The 17,564-nt window shown below is 47.3% G+C and carries 17 protein-coding genes; 8 read left to right on the forward strand and 9 right to left on the reverse strand.

Going from position 1 to position 17,564, the window contains the following annotated elements; translation table 11 throughout:
- Nucleotides 1–92 precede the first annotated feature (92 nt).
- Complete coding sequence (locus tag BLS14_RS13960) at nucleotides 93–716, forward strand: acetate uptake transporter (RefSeq protein WP_063567767.1); 624 nt, start codon at nucleotides 93–95, stop codon at nucleotides 714–716.
- Between the two features lie 208 nt (nucleotides 717–924).
- Complete coding sequence (locus BLS14_RS13965) at nucleotides 925–1,437, forward strand: acyl-CoA thioesterase (RefSeq protein WP_090952671.1); 513 nt, start codon at nucleotides 925–927, stop codon at nucleotides 1,435–1,437.
- A gap of 18 nt (nucleotides 1,438–1,455) precedes the next feature.
- Here BLS14_RS13965 and BLS14_RS13970 read toward each other — a convergent pair whose 3' ends face one another.
- The gene (locus BLS14_RS13970; RefSeq protein WP_063567764.1) at nucleotides 1,456–2,094 is read right to left on the reverse strand and encodes a TetR/AcrR family transcriptional regulator; all 639 of its coding nucleotides are present in this window, start codon (nucleotides 2,092–2,094) and stop codon (nucleotides 1,456–1,458) included.
- Nucleotides 2,095–2,289: 195 nt separating this feature from the next.
- On the opposite strand from BLS14_RS13970, the gene BLS14_RS13975 reads away from it, so the two are divergent.
- Complete coding sequence (locus BLS14_RS13975) at nucleotides 2,290–3,057, forward strand: SDR family NAD(P)-dependent oxidoreductase (RefSeq protein ID WP_090952327.1); 768 nt, start codon at nucleotides 2,290–2,292, stop codon at nucleotides 3,055–3,057.
- Nucleotides 3,058–3,188: 131 nt separating this feature from the next.
- Here BLS14_RS13975 and BLS14_RS13980 read toward each other — a convergent pair whose 3' ends face one another.
- From BLS14_RS13980 to BLS14_RS13990, 3 genes are all read right to left on the reverse strand, one after another.
- Nucleotides 3,189–3,455, reverse strand: coding sequence for a hypothetical protein (locus BLS14_RS13980; protein WP_072733957.1), 267 nt, complete (start codon nucleotides 3,453–3,455; stop codon nucleotides 3,189–3,191).
- A 102-nt stretch (nucleotides 3,456–3,557) separates the two neighbouring features.
- Nucleotides 3,558–4,859, reverse strand: a complete 1,302-nt coding sequence (locus tag BLS14_RS13985) for a sensor histidine kinase (RefSeq protein ID WP_063567762.1) — start codon at nucleotides 4,857–4,859, stop codon at nucleotides 3,558–3,560.
- Nucleotides 4,859–5,536, reverse strand: a complete 678-nt coding sequence (locus BLS14_RS13990) for a response regulator transcription factor (protein ID WP_063567761.1) — start codon at nucleotides 5,534–5,536, stop codon at nucleotides 4,859–4,861. Before BLS14_RS13990 ends, BLS14_RS13985 begins: the two co-directional genes overlap by 1 nt.
- A gap of 251 nt (nucleotides 5,537–5,787) precedes the next feature.
- On the opposite strand from BLS14_RS13990, the gene BLS14_RS13995 reads away from it, so the two are divergent.
- The 3 genes from BLS14_RS13995 to BLS14_RS14005 are packed head-to-tail and all read left to right on the forward strand — an operon-like array spanning nucleotide 5,788 to nucleotide 9,623.
- Complete coding sequence (locus tag BLS14_RS13995) at nucleotides 5,788–6,606, forward strand: polyphosphate polymerase domain-containing protein (protein ID WP_090952330.1); 819 nt, start codon at nucleotides 5,788–5,790, stop codon at nucleotides 6,604–6,606.
- Nucleotides 6,599–7,282: a DUF4956 domain-containing protein gene (locus BLS14_RS14000; RefSeq protein ID WP_090952333.1), complete on the forward strand. Its 684-nt coding sequence runs from the start codon at nucleotides 6,599–6,601 to the stop codon at nucleotides 7,280–7,282. Before BLS14_RS13995 ends, BLS14_RS14000 begins: the two co-directional genes overlap by 8 nt.
- A 22-nt stretch (nucleotides 7,283–7,304) precedes the next feature.
- Nucleotides 7,305–9,623, forward strand: coding sequence for a carbohydrate-binding domain-containing protein (locus BLS14_RS14005; RefSeq protein WP_090952336.1), 2,319 nt, complete (start codon nucleotides 7,305–7,307; stop codon nucleotides 9,621–9,623).
- A 226-nt stretch (nucleotides 9,624–9,849) separates the two neighbouring features.
- On the opposite strand, the gene BLS14_RS14010 is transcribed toward BLS14_RS14005, so the two are convergent.
- Both BLS14_RS14010 and BLS14_RS14015 read right to left on the reverse strand, forming a co-directional pair.
- Complete coding sequence (locus tag BLS14_RS14010; RefSeq protein WP_063567757.1) at nucleotides 9,850–10,428, reverse strand: class I SAM-dependent methyltransferase; 579 nt, start codon at nucleotides 10,426–10,428, stop codon at nucleotides 9,850–9,852.
- A 156-nt stretch (nucleotides 10,429–10,584) separates the two neighbouring features.
- Nucleotides 10,585–11,256, reverse strand: coding sequence for an FHA domain-containing protein (locus tag BLS14_RS14015; protein WP_063567756.1), 672 nt, complete (start codon nucleotides 11,254–11,256; stop codon nucleotides 10,585–10,587).
- Nucleotides 11,257–11,479: 223 nt separating this feature from the next.
- On the opposite strand from BLS14_RS14015, the gene BLS14_RS32575 reads away from it, so the two are divergent.
- Nucleotides 11,480–11,635, forward strand: a complete 156-nt coding sequence (locus BLS14_RS32575) for a hypothetical protein (RefSeq protein WP_176854514.1) — start codon at nucleotides 11,480–11,482, stop codon at nucleotides 11,633–11,635.
- A 432-nt stretch (nucleotides 11,636–12,067) separates the two neighbouring features.
- On the opposite strand, the gene BLS14_RS14020 is transcribed toward BLS14_RS32575, so the two are convergent.
- Nucleotides 12,068–14,635, reverse strand: coding sequence for a DUF2339 domain-containing protein (locus tag BLS14_RS14020; RefSeq protein ID WP_090952339.1), 2,568 nt, complete (start codon nucleotides 14,633–14,635; stop codon nucleotides 12,068–12,070).
- 250 nt (nucleotides 14,636–14,885) lie between these two features.
- On the reverse strand, nucleotides 14,886–15,920 hold the full coding sequence (locus tag BLS14_RS14025; protein ID WP_371121632.1) for an LCP family protein: 1,035 nt from the start codon (nucleotides 15,918–15,920) through the stop codon (nucleotides 14,886–14,888).
- 110 nt (nucleotides 15,921–16,030) lie between these two features.
- Here BLS14_RS14025 and BLS14_RS14030 point away from each other — a divergent pair, with 110 nt between their 5' ends.
- On the forward strand, nucleotides 16,031–17,005 hold the full coding sequence (locus tag BLS14_RS14030) for an aldo/keto reductase (RefSeq protein WP_090952343.1): 975 nt from the start codon (nucleotides 16,031–16,033) through the stop codon (nucleotides 17,003–17,005).
- Nucleotides 17,006–17,100: 95 nt separating this feature from the next.
- On the opposite strand, the gene BLS14_RS14035 is transcribed toward BLS14_RS14030, so the two are convergent.
- Nucleotides 17,101–17,562 carry a MarR family winged helix-turn-helix transcriptional regulator gene (locus BLS14_RS14035; protein WP_063567752.1) on the reverse strand — a complete coding sequence of 154 codons (462 nt, stop codon included), beginning with the start codon at nucleotides 17,560–17,562 and terminating at the stop codon, nucleotides 17,101–17,103.
- Nucleotides 17,563–17,564: the final 2 nt, after the last annotated feature.

The following is a 17,564-nucleotide window of genomic DNA, read 5'->3' on the forward strand; positions in this document are numbered from 1 at the left end:
CCGGACCAGGCGGATACGAAATACGAAGTATAGAGGACGGTTCAGTTCGAACGGATCATCCTGATTTGATTATTTGGAGGCTCATCAACACCATGCAAACCGATTCACAGACTAAAGTCAAAATCATAAACGCCGATCCCAGCGCGATGGGATTATTTGGGTTGGCCATCGTCACTCTGGTCGCTTCCTCCCAAAAGCTTGGCATTACAGACGGCCTTAGCTACGCCATTCCTTGGGCGATTTTCCTCGGTGCCTTTGCCCAGCTGTTCGCTTGCATTCAAGATTCCAAACGCAACAATACCTTTGGTACAACTGCCTTCGGCGCATACGCATTCTTCTGGTTCGCGATGGGTGCCAACTGGCTGATCAAAATGGGCGTGTTTGGCTCCACTCTTGCGGAACAGGCAGATGGCAAGCAGCTCGGATTTGCTTTTGCCGGATACCTCGTGTTCACCCTGTTCATGACGCTGGGTGCCGTGGAAGCCAACAAAGTATTGCTCATCATTTTCATTCTCATTGACTTCCTGTTCCTTGGCCTGACCTTTGACGCGTTCGGCGTAGCTCCTCATATCTTCCATACCATCGCAGCTTATGCTGAAATGGGAATCGGAATCGTGTCGTTGTACGGCACAGGTGCTTCCGTACTGAACGCTCACTTCGGCTATACGTTCTTGCCCATCGGCAAGCCGGCTGGCATTTTCAGACCCAAGGCTTAATATACAGCATCAAACCGCCAGCGCGCCGGTCCGCGCCTGGCGGTTTTTTTGAATTATGCTTCACTTGAATAGGGATGTGACCGACACCTATACTAGAACTAACATATAGAGAGGATCGACGCGGCATATCTTGCAGCGTCCATCAGCCATACTGTCAGGAGGACTACAAAGAATGAGAGAGATACCTAAACCTACGGAATCAGATCAAGTGGAGATAAAGTATGTGCGCGAAACACGTTGTTTCAAGACGGCAAGAGTATTTCCAACCGATGTAAATAACCATAATACCTTGTTTGGCGGCAAACTCATGTCCTATATCGATGACATTGCATCCATCGCCGCATCCAAGTTGTGCCGGGTCAATACCGTTACGGCTTCGACCGATTCGGTCGATTTCTTGTATCCGATTAATCCGACGGATTCGGTGACGTTGGAATCCTTCGCATCGTGGACGGGACGAAGTTCGATGGAGATTTTTGTGAAGGTGATCCGCGAGGATCTGAAGACGGGGGAGAAGAAGATTGCGGCGACCGCATTCCTTACCTTTGTCGCTTTGGATGAAAATAACCGCAAACTCATTGTCCCTCGCATCATTCCGGAGACGGAGGAAGAGAAGAAATTATACGAGACTGCTCCAGCCCGGGCGGCCATGCGGAAACAACGGCGGGCAGAAAGCAAGAACTTCGCCGACTTCCTCACCGTTAGTTATCCTTGGGAATAAGAGAATCAGGCACGCTATTTAGTCCTGAAGCATGCGTTCATGAATGGTCCGGCCCTTCTGCCCTGGTTCAATCAGGAGACGGGTCGGTTTGATGTTAATTAGCGCGGTCAGCTGTTCTCCCATGTAGTGGGAAGAATACTTGAACCCAATCTCCGCCCAGTGCATAATCACACCAACGGTCGCAGATACCAGGTAACTTAGCATGATATCGTAATTAATGGTGTAGTCGCTGTCTTCGGTCACCAATACAAAATCCTCGGTTAAATATGTTCTGAACATATTGCAGAGTCTCGTTCCCATATCCCCATGCATCGTCATCAAGGCTCGAAAGATGTCCTGATGTGCTTCGATATATTCAAATACAGGCATCGTTGATGGCAGTAATGCCGTCATATCCACTTCTTTTAACTCCGCGTAAGGTGATGCATAAGCTTGTCCCACGCCCTGCATGAAATCATCCAGAATGAATTGCAATAGCTCGGGTTTACCAGGAAAATGTAAATAGAACGTTCCCCGGTTATAATCTGCCCGCTCCGTAATGTCACGAATCGTGACGGCTTCAGCTCCCTTTTCCAATATCAAAGAAACTGCCGCAGCAATGATGGCATCCTGCGTTCTTCGTGCTCTCCGATCCTGAGGGTGTTCGATAATCAACATTTCCACCTCCTCTGTCCATTATTGTAACCTAAATGAACACCGCTTACATCTCTGTCCGATAGCTGACATATGCGCTGTCAATGATGATTGTCACATTACTATGTATATCTTAACATTGAGATAGGAACGATAGACCACAGGTTGAATGTTCACTCACAGTTCACCTGATTTCATTTTATAAGGAGCGAATACATGATGAGTACATCATATACCCAAACAGCAGTTATTACAGGAGCAGCCGGAGGCATCGGTAAAGAATTGGCACGCCGCCTTGCTGAACGTAAAATTAATCTGGTGCTGGTCGACCTGAACGAAGAAGCCATCCAGCAAACCATCACGGATCTGAAACTCGACAAAGAGCACGCCATTGCAGTGAAAGCAAACGTATCTCAAGAAGCCGACGTGAAAAACTATGTGCAGCAAGCACTTGATACGTTTGGTCGTATCGATTATTTTGCCAACAATGCCGGCATTGAAGGTCCAACCGGACTGATCGAGGATCTGAGCATTGAAGCGCTCGACCTCGTATATAACGTCAATGTGCGCGGCGTATTCCTTGGTTTGCAGAACGTCATCCCTGTCATGAAAAAACAAAAATCTGGTGCGATTCTGAATACCTCTTCCCTCGCAGGTCTGATGGGTGCTCCAGCCGTATCTCCATATATTATGTCCAAACATGCCGTGATTGGCCTCACCCGCACAGCAGCGAATGAACTCGCGCCTCATGGTATTCGGGTTAACGCGGTATTGCCAGGCACCATTAATACCCGTATGATGCGTCAAATCGAAGCAAACTCCGGTAATGTGGAAGATTATCAATCAGCTACCGTATCCGCAATTCCGATGGGCCGCTATGGTGAACCGGAAGAAGTCGCAGCCATCATGAACTTCCTGTTATCCGAAGAAGCTTCGTATGTCACCGCTTCGCTCTATACTGTAGATGGCGGTATGATGGGTCAATAAGAAGAATGGGGCTAGCCTAACTTGGCTGACGCTTTAAAAGGTATTTCCGAGTGTACAATCCAAAATGACCTCAAATTCCACAATAACGTGGAGGCTGAGGTCATTTTTTTAATAAATAGATTGATTTAAATTTAATCCACGTAGCCTGCGAGACCTTTTTCCATCAAGTAGTCCATTTCAGCATCCAGTATGCTTTCAACGGTTAGTTCATCCAGCTTTACATCTTTGCGGCTCAAAATGTAGTCGGCCAGATCGTCACCGTCGATATCCACGTCGCCTTTGGCATTTTCATGTGCTTTGTTAATGTACGCCTGCTCATGCTTCAGGACAAGAGCGATATTCGCTTCGCTTGCCTTTGTCTTCTCTGCAATATATGCCTTCATTTCCTGTTCATTCATTGAATTTGCTTCAGTCACGTTAAAGTCAGCTCCTTGATTCATACGTTCTGTTGCCATTGTAGCATAGGTTAACCCACAACAGACATGCCTTATTCCTTATCCCTAGGATAAACGAACGTAAAATGTTGCACCTTCCCCTACTACACTGCGGGCGTAAATCTCACCTTTGTGCTGCTCCACGATCGACCTTGCAATCGCAAGACCCAATCCATGTCCACCATGTTTCCGTGCTCTGGAGGCATCCGTGCGATAGAAGCGATCGAAGATCCGGTCCAGATGTTCGTGCGCAATGCCTTCTCCCGTGTTGGAAACGGCCAGCACAACGTCATTGTTCTGTTTCTTCAACGATACGTTGACCGAGCCCTTGGCTCTGGAGTATTTCACAGCATTATCGAGCAAAATCAGAATGACCTGCTTGATCTGTTCGCTGTTGCCATGGACCATGAGCTGCGGCTCAATGCTGTAGTCCAGAGATATATTTTTCTCAAAAATTACGGCTTCCATCGTCAAAATAATCGTCTCCACCGCATCGCTCATATTGAATTTGGCATGAATCATCGAGGATCTTGAATCGTCAATTTGAGTCAGATATAACAGATCATTCGTCAGTCCCGACATGCGTTCCGTCTCCGACTTGATGTAATGCAGCCATTTAGCTTGATTCTCAATCGTATCCTCCCGGTTCGCGAGAAGCACATCTGTGTTGGTATTAATGATCGCCAGCGGCGTTTTCAATTCATGTGAAGCATCGGCTATGAACTGCTTTTGCTTCTCAAAGGCTTCCTTAACCGGGGTAATGGATCGATTGGCGAAATAGCGGCTCAGGAAATAGATAACGATCAGCATGATCAAACCCACGACGGCAAAAGTATAAATCAGATTCGTAAGGATGCCCTGTTGGGCCGTCACATCGATGAACACAATCATATGCCCTGTGCTGCTCGGGTCGATCACATAAGCCCAGTCCGTTCCATTCAGTGTAAACTGTCCGGTCTTCCGATCCAGATCGTCGACTTTATTCACCTTTTGCAAAGCTTCAGTATAGAACGTGTCATCCATATCAAACCTGGAGTGTGCATCGGTGATTTTCCATTCACTGTCCGTCTTGACCATGAACGATACAGAGCGTCCTGGCGGTGAATTCGGATCACTCCCTGGAGCTCCATTAGCAATGGAATCGGACGGTAGTGATCCCGTCCCCGAATCTCTGTCATCACCGCGAGGCATCTTGCTGGAGTTGTAAGGCCCATGATAGAAATCCGACACTTTGAACAGTTCCATGTTGGTTTCCCGCTGTACATTCTGGTACGTAATGATGTAGATCGTGGCAAAGGCAACCAGCATCATAATTGATATGGATACCAGGTTCACGATCAGAAATCGGTTTCTGAGTTTCTTGAACATCAGGACGTCACCTCAAGTACGTACCCCACACCCCTAATCGTATTGATGCGGACCGAGGAGTTCAGGAAGGTTAATTTTTTGCGTAAAAACGAGATGTACACCTCCACATTGTTATACTCCACTTCCGAATCGAAACCCCACAATTTCTCAATAATCTGCTCTTTGGAAGTAATGGCCTGTTTGCGCGTGATTAGCAGTTCCAGAAGTTCATTCTCTTTCAGATTCAGCTTGATCTCCTTGCCTTGCACACTCAGCTTCAGCTGCGTCGTGTTCAGTTCGATGTCACCGAACTTCAGTCCATCCTCTGGAACAACTTCTCCCTTCCTTCTCAAGGCTGCCCGAATCCGTGCGAGCAATTCCTCCGTGGCAAAGGGCTTTGCTATATAATCATCGGCTCCATAATCCAGCCCGGTCACTTTGTCTGAAATTTCTCCTTTGGCTGTGAGCAGAATGACAGGCGTATGATTGCCTTCGCTGCGCAGTTTTTTCAGTACTGTAATCCCGTCCATTTCCGGCATCATAATGTCCAGCAGCAACAGATCATAGATTCCACTCAGCGCGTAATCCAGACCCGATCTCCCGTCATGCACCATGTCTACAGAGTAATTGTGTTTTTTCAATATTTGCGATACGGCTTCTGCCAAATGAACCTCATCTTCCGCAATTAGTATTCTCATCGGTTCTTCATTCCTCTGCATGAATTGGTTTCGATATATGTCAATCTATTATACCAACGATTGTAGCAACCGAACCTTGAATCAATCTTAATTTCAGTTTTTTCGCGAACTATTAAAGGAAGGTAAAAAAAGATCAACGGAATGTAAAATCATTTAAGATTCATTCAAGGTTGGCGCTCTAAGATACAGACATGGAAGCAATACACGATGCAACAAAACATACAAAACATGGATGAAAGGACTGAACCCCCATGGCAATTGAAGTATTCAACCGATATGAGAGCAAGTATCTCCTGACAGATGAGCAATACGAGAACTTCTACACCGATCTGCTGAAGTATATGGAGCTGGACGCCTTTAACAAGAAACACGAGTTTTACTCCATCAGCAATCTGTACTTTGACACTCCGCAGGACTCCCTGATCCGCGCAAGTCTCTCCAAACCTAAATACAAGGAGAAGCTGAGACTGCGGGCATACGGAGTTCCTGAAGAGAATGCGAAGGTATATCTGGAGATCAAAAAGAAAGTATTTGGCCTGGTGAACAAACGCCGAACTGCCCTGAAGCTGGATGAAGCCTACGAATTCGTTCGGACAGGCAAAGCACCTGATCTCGCCGATTACATGAACAAACAGGTTGTCGAAGAGATCAAGTATTTCCTCCGGCTGTACGATCTGGAACCAAAAGTATATCTGGCGTATGAACGCAAGGCACTGTTCGACAAGAACAGCCGCGATCTCCGCATCACCTTTGATACCAACATCCGCAGTCGTAGATACGATCTGAAGCTGGAGCAAGGAGATTATGGTGAGCGGCTGGTGAAAGACGGACGCTGGCTGATGGAAGTCAAAGCCGAGAAAACCGTTCCGATGTGGCTCTCCCAACTGTTATCCGAACACGGTCTTTACCGCACCGGATTCTCGAAATACGGCAATGAGTACAGACATCTGGCCAGAACAACCAACCTGAACTACCAGACTGAACGAGAATTGCTGCCAGGTACCGATTTCAACCCATCCATAGAACAAGAAAAAACAATCACAGAAAGAGAGCGTGTAGTATATGCTTGATTCCATTTTCAGCTCAGCTTTAACAGATACCACCCTAACTTTTAGTAATGCAATTCTAACGATCGGACTTGCCATCATCATGGGGGTCATCATCAGCCTGACATACATGAAGACCAATCAAAGCACCTACTCCCAGAGCTTTACGCTAACCATGGTTGTTTTGCCAGTCATCGTAGCCATTATCATTCTTCTGATCGGCAGCAACATTGCCCGTGCATTCAGCCTCGCCGGTGCCTTCTCCATCATCCGATTCAGAAGTGCGCCTGGTGACCCGAAAGATATTGCTTATGTTTTGTTCACCATGGCTTCCGGTCTTGCCTGCGGTGTAGGCGCATTCGGTTATGCCGTAATGTTCACCATCATCCTGTGTGTACTGATGTTTGTCCTGAGCCGCTTCAACTTCGGAGCGAAGAAAAGCCAGCAAAAAACGTTGAAAGTGACTATTCCCGAGAATCTGAGTTACGAAGAAGCACTGGACGAAGTATTCCACAAATTCAATGTCGTACATGAGCTCAAAAAAATCAGAACAACCGAACTTGGCAGTCTGTACGAGCTGGTCTACAACGTAACCATTCATGAAAGTGTCAATCAAAAAGAATTCCTCGACATGATCCGTACCCGAAACGGTAATCTGGATATCTCGTTAACTATGAGTCCAACAGCCACTGAATATTAAAATTCGAAGGGAACGATATAATATGAAAAAGAAAATCATAACTGGCAGCAAACTGTGGTCCGTCGCGATGATTACTGCAATGGTTACAGCTTGCAGCGCTCCGGCAGCAACCAGCAGCACTGCAAACGCCGCAGTGTCAACGACAGGGACAACCAAAACCGTATCCGTCAGTGAACAAACCTCGGTGAAGTATGCCGATCTGGTCACAATGGATGCAGACGATACCAACGTTAGCTGGAGTGCAACAGATTCCACAACGATTAAGCTGAACGGGACGACCGCTTCCATCACAGGATCGGGTGCAAAAGCAGCAAACGGATCAGTAACCATCTCCGCAGCAGGTACCTATGTACTTAGCGGCAAACTTACCGATGGACAGATTGTAGTTAATGTTGCTGATAAGGGCACCGTACATCTCGTATTAAACGGGGCAACAATCAATGATAACGACAGTGCAGCCATCTATATCCAGAAAGCGGGCAAAGCTATCATTACGCTGGAGGAAGGAACCGAGAATGCTGTCTCCGACGGCAAGACATACGTATACGCCGACGCTACAACGGATGAGCCGGATGCAGCCATCTTCAGCAAGGCAGACCTGACGTTCAATGGTACAGGCAAGCTGACGGTTACAGGCAACTACAATGAAGGTATTACGAGCAAGGATGATCTGAAAATCGTCAGTGGCACAATTAACGTCAAATCTGCGGATGATGGCATCAAAGGTAAAGATATGGTGGCCATTCAAGCCGGTACCATTACCATTGATTCAGAAGGTGACGGCATTAAATCCACGAACGATACGGATACGACTAAAGGCTTCGTTGCCATTGCTGGAGGTACATTCAACATCCAGAGCGGCAGCGATGGCATTCAAGCGGAAACCGCATTGGTTACGGATGGCGGCACATTTAACATCGTAACCGGAGGCGGCAGTGCCAATGCACCAGAAAAAGTAGAAGAAGGACCATTTGGCGGCGGTGGCGGCGGATGGGGTGGCGGTACACCTCCAACCGATATGGGTACACCACCGGATGGTGAACCACCTGCTGATATGCCGAGCAATAATGGCACGAACGCAACAGGCGCAGCTCCATCCAGCTCTACAAATGCCAAAGCACCTGCTGATTCCACTGCGGATGCAGACACAAGCACAACAACAGAAGAAGAAACGACGAGTGCCAAAGCACTTAAAGCTGGAGTTGACCTCACCGTCAATGGCGGTACGTATACGATTGATTCCATGGATGATTCCCTGCACAGTAACAACAATGTAATTGTCAATGACGGCAAGTTCAGCATTGAATCCGGTGATGACGGCATTCATGCAGATCAGGCGCTTACCATTAACGGCGGAACGATCACCATTGCCAAGAGCTACGAAGGCCTTGAAGGTGCAATCATCACCCTGAACGATGGGGATGTGGATGTGACTGCATCAGATGATGGCGTGAATGCTTCGGGTGACATAACTGCAACTGACGCTGATGCTGATGCTGCAACCACTGCAGATGACAGTACTAAAGCAGCCGATACCGATACAACTGCAGTCTCCAACACTTCTGTTACAGAGACGACTGGCACAACATCAACTACGGATCAGTCCAATCAAAGTACAGACGCGAATAGCAATGCTCGCCCACAAGGCGGTGGGCCAGGTGGTATGCCGGGTGAATCCGCCAGCAACAGTGAGCTTCATATCAACGGCGGTTCCCTCACCGTAAATGCAGGCGGCGATGGACTGGATTCGAATGGCTCCATCTATATGACAGACGGAACGGTCATTGTGAACGGTCCAACGGATAATGGCAACGGTCCACTCGACTATGATGGTACATTCGAGATGAGTGGTGGATATTTGGTCGCTGCCGGCAGTTCCGGCATGGCACAAGGTACATCCGATACATCAACTCAAAATACAATCGTGATGACATACCCTGAAACACAAAAAGCAGGCACACTCGTTCATGTGCAAGACAGTGAAGGCAATAACATCCTGACCTTTGCTCCAGCGAAAGATTATCAATCTGTTGTGGTTAGTTCCCCTGATCTGAAGAAGGATGGATCTTACGTGATTTACTCCGGCGGAACATCGACGGGCAAAGCAGTGGATGGACTCTATACAGACGGAACGTATAGTGGTGGAACCAAAGTGGTTGCCTTCCAATCCACAAGCAATGTAACTTGGGTGAATGAATCTGGTGTTACAACTGCCAATACAGGTATGGGTCCAGGTGGAGGCGGTGGCCAAGGTGGATTCGGCGGCGGAAGAAACAGACCGCAATCGGGTACAACAACCGATACTACAGGTACAACGGGCACTACGGATACCGCGAAGTAAGTTAAGATTCAGGTCATAAAAGCCAACATATAAATGATTAAAAACAAGGGATGTCCCATACGTCATGAATATGACGGAGGACATCCCTTGTTTTTGCTATTTTGTTCTAAAGAAGCTCGTACAAGCTATTCGCTCCCATTGGATGAAGGAATAACGTTGCTGATGTTCATTAAATGCTGCATTCCTTGATTATTCACCTTTTAAGATGCGGTAGGTTTGTTAGTACTCAAAACGTATATACATACACCTTGGTACGCAACGTGTCCCGGCATGTGATTGTCCGTAGCGGTACCTTGCCTGGCAATGCAAAACAGACGCTAATCACCTTTGCTCCCGGAGGCAGCTCCCGAGTGAACTTGTCGACGAGTCGATTCATTGCTCCAGGAAACAAATAACAGATGACGCAATCTGCGTGTTCATATGAACTGGTATAGATGTTGCCACGGATGAATCGCAACCGTCCCTCCAGAGAGTGGCGCTTTCCCTTCGCTCGCCGTAAGCGGACACTTAGAAAAGCAATCAGTTGGGAGGCCCATAAGGGAACAATTGAATTTTCAATACCCGTTAGCCGTTTGCCTGGACAATGCCTCACTACGTCCAGTGCGAGCGTTCCCCAGCCGGAGCCTGCTTCAATCACGTCACCGTAACCGGGAATACGGTTGACCTCTTGAATGACTGCCTGCCTGACGATGCTGGATGTGGGCATCGGTGAGATTCCATTTTTCCAACTGACCAGCACGATGGATACTACCGATATAAGTGTCACCACAGCAATCAGCCATGGGATAAATTGAAATATGAACATAACCTCAACCCTTTGGATTTTAATTAAGAGGTGGCATTTGCACCTTCATCATAACAAAAAAAGCTTCCCCAGGTCTAAAAAACCTGACAGAAGCTTCCTTCTTGTTATTCTATTTTGGCTGTATCTCCATTCCATCCCACTGCTCATTCCACGCATTCAGTCCGGCACATGGGACTTCATGTATACACCCTTTTTGTACACCGATTTGATTGTAAAATGTACGCCCAGCTTGCGATTCGTCCGGTAGATCAGCGAGTTAATCTCGTCAATGCCTACCGGTTCACTCTCCAGCATGCTTCGCTCCGGCCACACTTGGCCAACAATCTGCTCCCGTGTCACAAAGTGATCCAACTGGCTGTACAATAGCTTGAACAGTTGGTACTCTTTCTTGGACAGTGGAATCTCCACTTCTCCAATCTGCACCGTTTGCAGGTGATCCTGTAAACGTACGCCCTCGCCCAGCAGGTCAGATAGCCGATATTCTCTCGTTTCTTCGAGATCCCCTTCTACGCGGAGCTGAATCAAGCCGTTGACCAGGGTCAGGCTGTCTCCTTCGGCAAACGGGTATTTCTCATAAGGAACGAGGCGCTGCCCGTTCAATTCCGTTCCATTTTTGCTATCCAGATCCTCAATCCAAAGTTGCTGCTGCACATCATAATGAATGCGGCAATGCCGCTTCGATATCAACTGATTGTAGACAGACAAGTCCAGTTCATCTCCACCCGTATAACGCCCCACTGTAATAGAACGCCCCTGGCTGACATAAGCGAACGAACCGTCACTTTCCTGCCCTGGCGTACGAATGACGATTTTTGCCGTCTCCCGCATGTTATTCTCCCACCTTCAAATATCACTCTATCTCTATGAGCGCTTTCGTTCATAAATAATGATAAATTCATCAGATTTGTTCCATTGTTTGCATCCATCATAATTTATATAGTGTATACAGGCATCGTTATATGCTTTTCTCTACTATACCAGACGTTGTGCCTTTTTTCTCATAACCGTCGTATGCATGCCTTAGCCCAACCAACAAGAGAGGTCCCTCATCATGAACAAAAAAAACATTTTCATATATGTGCTGCTCGCCTTTACCCTGTCTATTACATTAACAGTGCTCTCCCGCATCAACGATGATCGCGGAGAATCATTGAAAGGCATAACCACAACCGAAACATCATGGTTGCAACTGAATACCCAGCCGTAAGTATACTCTATTATAACGTGATCAACAGAAAAAACGTTTCACGAATGTCATCTTATGCTGGGTCATGCTATTCTGAATGAGGTTCAGATCATAATCCGTTCATCAGAATAAGGCCCCTGGACGCTAAAAACCAGCGCTCAAGAGCCTCATTTTAATGCATATTTATGATATGGATACCAATCAGTTCATCCGATAATGACTTATGTCAAAAGCGATGTTGCAACGGCATTCCCCGCCCTCAGCGCCGCTTTTTCCTGATACCAAGTTTCCTCCACCCATACACAATAAGAGCTACAGAGCCAGCAATCCATAATAATTGCCATAACATGATACTCAGATCAAATCCCATGTTGTATCCCTCCCCCCAAAGATTGTGAATGCTCCAAAGATTGTGAATGCTGTATCGAATATCCTAAAATTGGTTTTTTTATCCTACGGCAGATCGGATTCATTAGACTGTTCTATCTCTCTAGCCTGAATTTCCTCCATCCGGCTCGACACCTTCTGATACAGATAAGAAATGCCAAGCAGCAGTACGCCAAAGCTGAAATAGGCAATGATCTTGCTGCCCGATGTAAGCAATCCCACATCATAGAACACCATTTTCCCGGTGGAAAATAACGTCAGGCCCAGACCGAGGCGCCGAATCATCACATATTTTCTTCGGAACCCGTAGGCGATATACAGGATCGCAAGCAGCAGATAGATTAGGCTGAACATCAGCCCTACATCTCCCCAATGGAACTGGACCGTCAAGAACACGGTGATGACACCCAGCAGATAGACCCCTGCGATAACCGGATACCATTCAACGCTCTTGAACTGCCCGCGGATTGCCGTGATCAGCAGATCCCTTCCTGCAAAAAACACGCCCACATTAAAGATAATTAATACGAGTAAACCTACGACTTCAGCCGCTGTATGCTGGTGAACATCCGACTGAAGTGCCGGCATGGATAACGTTACTGCCAGTGCAATACAGCAGCCCACCGCATGCAGGAAGACGATGTAACCCTGCACGATCCGATCACGCAAAAGCCTCACTTTACTCAATCCATAGGCCATGGCAATGGTCAGCGCAGCGAACATCAACCATTTGTAGAACAGGTATAACAGGAATGAGTCATCAACTGCTTTCATATACAATTCATTCGATTCATACAGCACATATAACCACAGATTGGCGAGTGTGATGTACTTGAATGCATTCAAAAAGCCAAGCTCTATCTGGCTATAATGATATTTCTCTCCAGATAGGGAGCCGTTGCGATCCAAGGCGTAATAGAGTGTAATAAGTAGCGCACCCAGCGTGATGCAGGAGTATTTTAGCATGAAATAGGATTGCTCCCCCATGATGAACAGCACCAGCACGTCATAGTACACAAAGGTGAACATGCACAGAAGCACGATTCCCCATCCAGCACGTTCCACCAACTTGAACCGCTTCAGATGTCCGAGCGTAACCAACAGAATTCCTTCGATCAGCCAGCCCATAGACAGCCACTTCGCACCAAACTGGAACGGTATAATCAGAATGGCAAAGGTCAGTGAAGTCACGTAGAACAATAGAAGGGTCTGCTTTTCCTGAGGCATCCTCTGCTGGATAAAACGGGCGAGCCCGAAATAGACCAGAGCAAAAATCAGAGCAAGCAAGCCTTGTGCGTCATTCCAGCCCGCTGCATCGAACAATACATATAACATCAGGCAGCTGATGCTCGTATTCATGGCGAGCAGTGCAAAGTCCCACCAGGTTAACTTCACCCGATGTTTAAACGGATACGCCAGTGTAATTCCGAGATATAATGCAAATGTCACAATGGAATACACCATGCCGATCTTCTCACTTGGTGAGAGCCATAACAGGATGAGCATGGACGGTGTGTTGAACAGAAAACTGATATAGTGCACGATTGGCCACCGTTTGCCAAATGAAATCCATACAATAATTCCGTTCAGGAGCAACAGATAAATCATGGCCACATACACAGCCGAGCCTTGAAGGCCGAAATAGGCCACATAGGAGATTAACGGCAGATATCCTCCAACCAAACCAAGTGAGCAGATGGTCCTGGACTGATACCTTAACGAAAGTAGAACGGATAACGCCGAAACCAGCACCGACAAGGCAAGTCCCGTATATAACCCGATGATATGCAATAGAAAATAGCTGTAGAAAACGGAGCCAAACAGAACCGATATCCCGCCGCCCAGCAGCCCCATCGCGAACGTCTGTCTTTTACGCCGGAACAGCCATTCTCCCCCGGCAAGCATAAGCGCACCAAGCAGGAAGAACGCTACGCCTTTCACCTCATCGCTGAACCAGGTCTTGTAGGAGTACTGAAAGGCTGCACCAACGCCAAGAATGATCAGCAGGATGGCGACCTTGTTGATCCAGCTCAGGCCAATCTTCATCTCCATCCGATTCTGGCGAATGCGCCGCTGAATGGTCTCTTCGCTTAAGCCTTCTTCTGCCATATGCTCATATCCTTGTTGCATCTGTCCGCGCAGCGCCTCTTCCCTCTCCCACAGGGTCTGCCTATGCAATGCAATACGTTCCTGCACCTCAGCAGCCAGATGAGCAATTCTTTCCTTCATCTCATTGGCGTCACCCTGAAGTTCCTCTGAAGCTCGGTTGAATATGGCATTCAAATTCACTTTGGCGCGGTGCTCATGCGCCACGAGCCGATCATTATGTACACTCGTCTTTCCCCGAAAGTAGGTCTCCATCTTCTCCTGGGATACACGAATGAGATTCAATTTCTCATCCAGCATCTGTTCGGATAGAGCCATGCGAAGACGGGCATTCTCCTCTTCCATTTTCCGTGTGCGTACTTCAAGCTGTTGCAGCTTGAGTTGGTGCGCTTCATATTGCGTTCGCAGTTGTTCGTTCTGCACGATCAGGTCATCGGATTGATAGTCCTGAAGCAGAGCATTATATTCCTTTACCAGCTGCTTCTGCTGCTCCTGAACCTGGTGAAGCCGATCCTTGAACTCTTTCATGAGCTTCCTCCGTTGGTTGATGTTGAATTCATTCCCTATATTTTACTATATGTATGCCATAAAATGGGGTTTAAGGAATAGAATCATTCAACCGTTCTCTGCGGATCGGAAGTCGTTATGGGATTTATATCAAATGCTTACATAACAAAAAGCCCGGGAAGCATCAGCTCCCAGGACTCTCATTCATTGATATAGTCATTCTGCATACGTATACAAATTCCGGTCATCTTACTGAGCCTCGGAAACTTGCTTACGCCGGATCTTTCGTATCCGCCGTCTCCGGCTCCATAATTTCAGTGGCATCCGGGTCCAGCCAGTTCGCAAGCAGGGTTCGCACATATTGCAGATCACTCTCTGACAAATCATAGTACCATGTGCCGCTACGCGTTGCGCCCTCACCCTTCAACATGTAATTGCTGATTGTTGGCGTGCTGTCTTTCATATATAGAGACTCGGCAAATTTCACGATGAAATCCGAGTTCATGTTGGTTGTAAAATTCGATCCAGCGATTTGGATAACGTCCGGGATCTTGGTCAGGTTTTTGACCTCAAGCGCACGATTCATGAAGGCACTTAGAAAAAGACGGTGCCGCATCGTCCGATTGAAATCGGAATCTTCCCGGTAACGCACATAGCCCAGCGCTTCTTCGCCGCTGTAGATCGGTTTGTTCGCTTCAACAAACAGCTTCTCATGTGCTTTCGATTTGTTCTCAATATTTTTCTTAATCGGCAATTGAACACCGCCAACCGCATCAACAATATCCTTGAGTCCGTTAAAATTAATCGCGGCATAGAAATCGACTTTGTTTTCCAACAAATGCTCCACGGTATCCATCGCCATCTTGGCTTCACCATGCGCATAGGCTGAATTAATCTTCGACTTCACATCCCGGCCGATAATATCGGTGTAGGAGTCACGCGGAATCGACAGCAGCAACACTTTATTTTCTTCCGGACGCACAACAGAATAGATCATGGTATCCGAACGGCTTGGTTCGTTATCCCGTTGGTCAATTCCTAACAACAACAGCGAGAATGGATCGGTATGTTCTACAACAGGTGCATCCTTATCGCCAACAGGCTTGAAGGATTCATCGAGCGTTTCCTTTACGGTTTCCGAAGCAAACAGGTTAAATGCAAACACAACGAGTTGCTTTTGATAGATAAATCCGAGTCCCCCCAGCACAATCAAAGTACTCAGGATGATAATCAAAGGTTTCTTCCATCTCTTCTTCGGTTTCTTCGGCTTCCGTCTGGTTAAATGTGCGGCACTGTTCTCCATCATATCTCCTTTAATAACGGTCTTAGAATCATTTAACTATATTAATAACACGTTTTCAATAGATTACGTTATAATCTGCTATACAAGAAATGACAGAGAAGGAGTGATGAACGATGGAATATCGACGTTTGGGGAATAGCGGTCTGCGCGTTTCCGCACTTGGACTCGGCACCAATGCCTTTGGTAAACGGGCGGATGACCCAACTTCTATCCGCATTATTCATGCGGCACTGGATCAAGGAATCAATTTTATCGATACCGCCAACATCTACGCCGGAACGGAATCGGAGCGGATTATTGGACAAGCCCTGATGGGCAGACGTGAAAACGCTGTGCTTGCTACCAAAGCCGGACTTCCCCGGCATGAGGGTCCCCATGGGCGCGGTTCCTCCCGCTATCATTTGCAGCAGGAGCTTGAACATAGCCTGCGGCGTCTGCAAACGGACTATGTGGATCTGTATCAGATCCATACCTTTGATCCGCACACCCCGCTGGATGAGACGCTGCGCACATTGGATGATATGGTCACTTCCGGCAAAGTCCGCTATATCGGAGCTTCCAACTATGCAGCCTGGGAGCTGATGAAAGCCCTTGGTACCAGCGAGTTGAAAGGATACGTACGTTATATCTCGACCCAAACCAGCTACTCTCTGGCTGATCGCACACCTGAGCTTGAACTTGTACCGACGTGTCTTGATCAAGGCGTAGGTATCATTCCATATTTCCCGCTGGCTGGTGGCATTCTGACAGGCAAATACAACGGTGAAGCGGGCGTGCCTTCCGGTTCCAGAGCGGATACCGATCCGGCCTTCAATCGTTTCCTGCTGGAACACAATATTAAATTAGGTGAGCAGGTCAGCGAAAAGGCATCGGCGTATGGCTGCTCTCCAAGTGTCCTGTCGCTTGCATGGCTGCTGGCACGCCCTGCTGTTTCGACGGTTATCGTTGGGGCAACGAGCACGGAACAGCTGGAGCATAATCTGGCTAGCCTGGACATGAAACTGACCGATGATATAATCTCGCAGCTCGATCAACTCAGCGACTCTTTCCGTCATGGTAAGCCATTTGCGACTTATCGGATTAATTGAACCAATACAAAAAACCTCCCGGCTAAAAAGTCTGGGAGGTACAACTTCACTACACTCTGTAGTCTAATAAAGCATAGAAAAAATCTTTCTATGAATTAAACATCTGTTTTATGTTGGATAAATTCCTGCATGATTTCCATGTATTCATCCTTACGATCACTTAACACATCAAAGAACACCTTGTCCGCGGCTTCAACAAGATGAATACCTTCAAGCGCCAAGCGAGTTCCTTCCGGCGTTGTTGTAATAATATTCGCACGGGTATCGGTAAGATGACGCTTGCGAGTTATTAACTCTCTCTTTTCAAGAGCACGGAGCACTTGAGAAGTAACGTTAACATCCACATTGGCAAATTGCGCAAGCTGGACCTGAGTTACCCCCTTACCCTCTGTATCGCGTTCATTGAGCCACACACAGGCATGCAATAATACAAATTGGGGTTGTGTTAATTCCAGAGGCTCGAGCACCCTGCGTATTTCCTTTTGCCACATCGTAGTAACCTGCCATAGCAGATACCCCGGACTTTCCTGAGCATTTTTATACCGTGAGCTTTCCATCT

The sequence above is a fragment of the Paenibacillus sp. OK060 genome (assembly GCF_900101205.1).
Classification (GTDB): Bacteria; Bacillota; Bacilli; order Paenibacillales; family Paenibacillaceae; genus Paenibacillus; species Paenibacillus marchantiae.

Bases quoted from the DNA above. Each gene is read 5' to 3' on its own strand.
- BLS14_RS14030 (WP_090952343.1), top strand. From the start codon at position 16,031: ATGGAATATCGACGTTTGGGGAATAGCGGTCTGCGCGTTTCCGCACTT.
- BLS14_RS14010 (WP_063567757.1), bottom strand. From the start codon at position 10,428: ATGTTCATATTTCAATTTATCCCATGGCTGATTGCTGTGGTGACACTT.
- BLS14_RS14020 (WP_090952339.1), bottom strand. From the start codon at position 14,635: ATGAAAGAGTTCAAGGATCGGCTTCACCAGGTTCAGGAGCAGCAGAAG.
- BLS14_RS14035 (WP_063567752.1), bottom strand. From the start codon at position 17,562: ATGGAAAGCTCACGGTATAAAAATGCTCAGGAAAGTCCGGGGTATCTG.
- BLS14_RS32575 (WP_176854514.1), top strand. From the start codon at position 11,480: ATGAACAAAAAAAACATTTTCATATATGTGCTGCTCGCCTTTACCCTG.
- BLS14_RS13975 (WP_090952327.1), top strand. From the start codon at position 2,290: ATGAGTACATCATATACCCAAACAGCAGTTATTACAGGAGCAGCCGGA.
- BLS14_RS14005 (WP_090952336.1), top strand. From the start codon at position 7,305: ATGAAAAAGAAAATCATAACTGGCAGCAAACTGTGGTCCGTCGCGATG.
- BLS14_RS13995 (WP_090952330.1), top strand. From the start codon at position 5,788: ATGGCAATTGAAGTATTCAACCGATATGAGAGCAAGTATCTCCTGACA.
- BLS14_RS14000 (WP_090952333.1), top strand. From the start codon at position 6,599: ATGCTTGATTCCATTTTCAGCTCAGCTTTAACAGATACCACCCTAACT.
- BLS14_RS13980 (WP_072733957.1), bottom strand. From the start codon at position 3,455: ATGAATGAACAGGAAATGAAGGCATATATTGCAGAGAAGACAAAGGCA.
- BLS14_RS14015 (WP_063567756.1), bottom strand. From the start codon at position 11,256: ATGCGGGAGACGGCAAAAATCGTCATTCGTACGCCAGGGCAGGAAAGT.
- BLS14_RS14025 (WP_371121632.1), bottom strand. From the start codon at position 15,920: ATGATGGAGAACAGTGCCGCACATTTAACCAGACGGAAGCCGAAGAAA.
- BLS14_RS13960 (WP_063567767.1), top strand. From the start codon at position 93: ATGCAAACCGATTCACAGACTAAAGTCAAAATCATAAACGCCGATCCC.
- BLS14_RS13970 (WP_063567764.1), bottom strand. From the start codon at position 2,094: ATGTTGATTATCGAACACCCTCAGGATCGGAGAGCACGAAGAACGCAG.
- BLS14_RS13985 (WP_063567762.1), bottom strand. From the start codon at position 4,859: ATGTTCAAGAAACTCAGAAACCGATTTCTGATCGTGAACCTGGTATCC.
- BLS14_RS13990 (WP_063567761.1), bottom strand. From the start codon at position 5,536: ATGAGAATACTAATTGCGGAAGATGAGGTTCATTTGGCAGAAGCCGTA.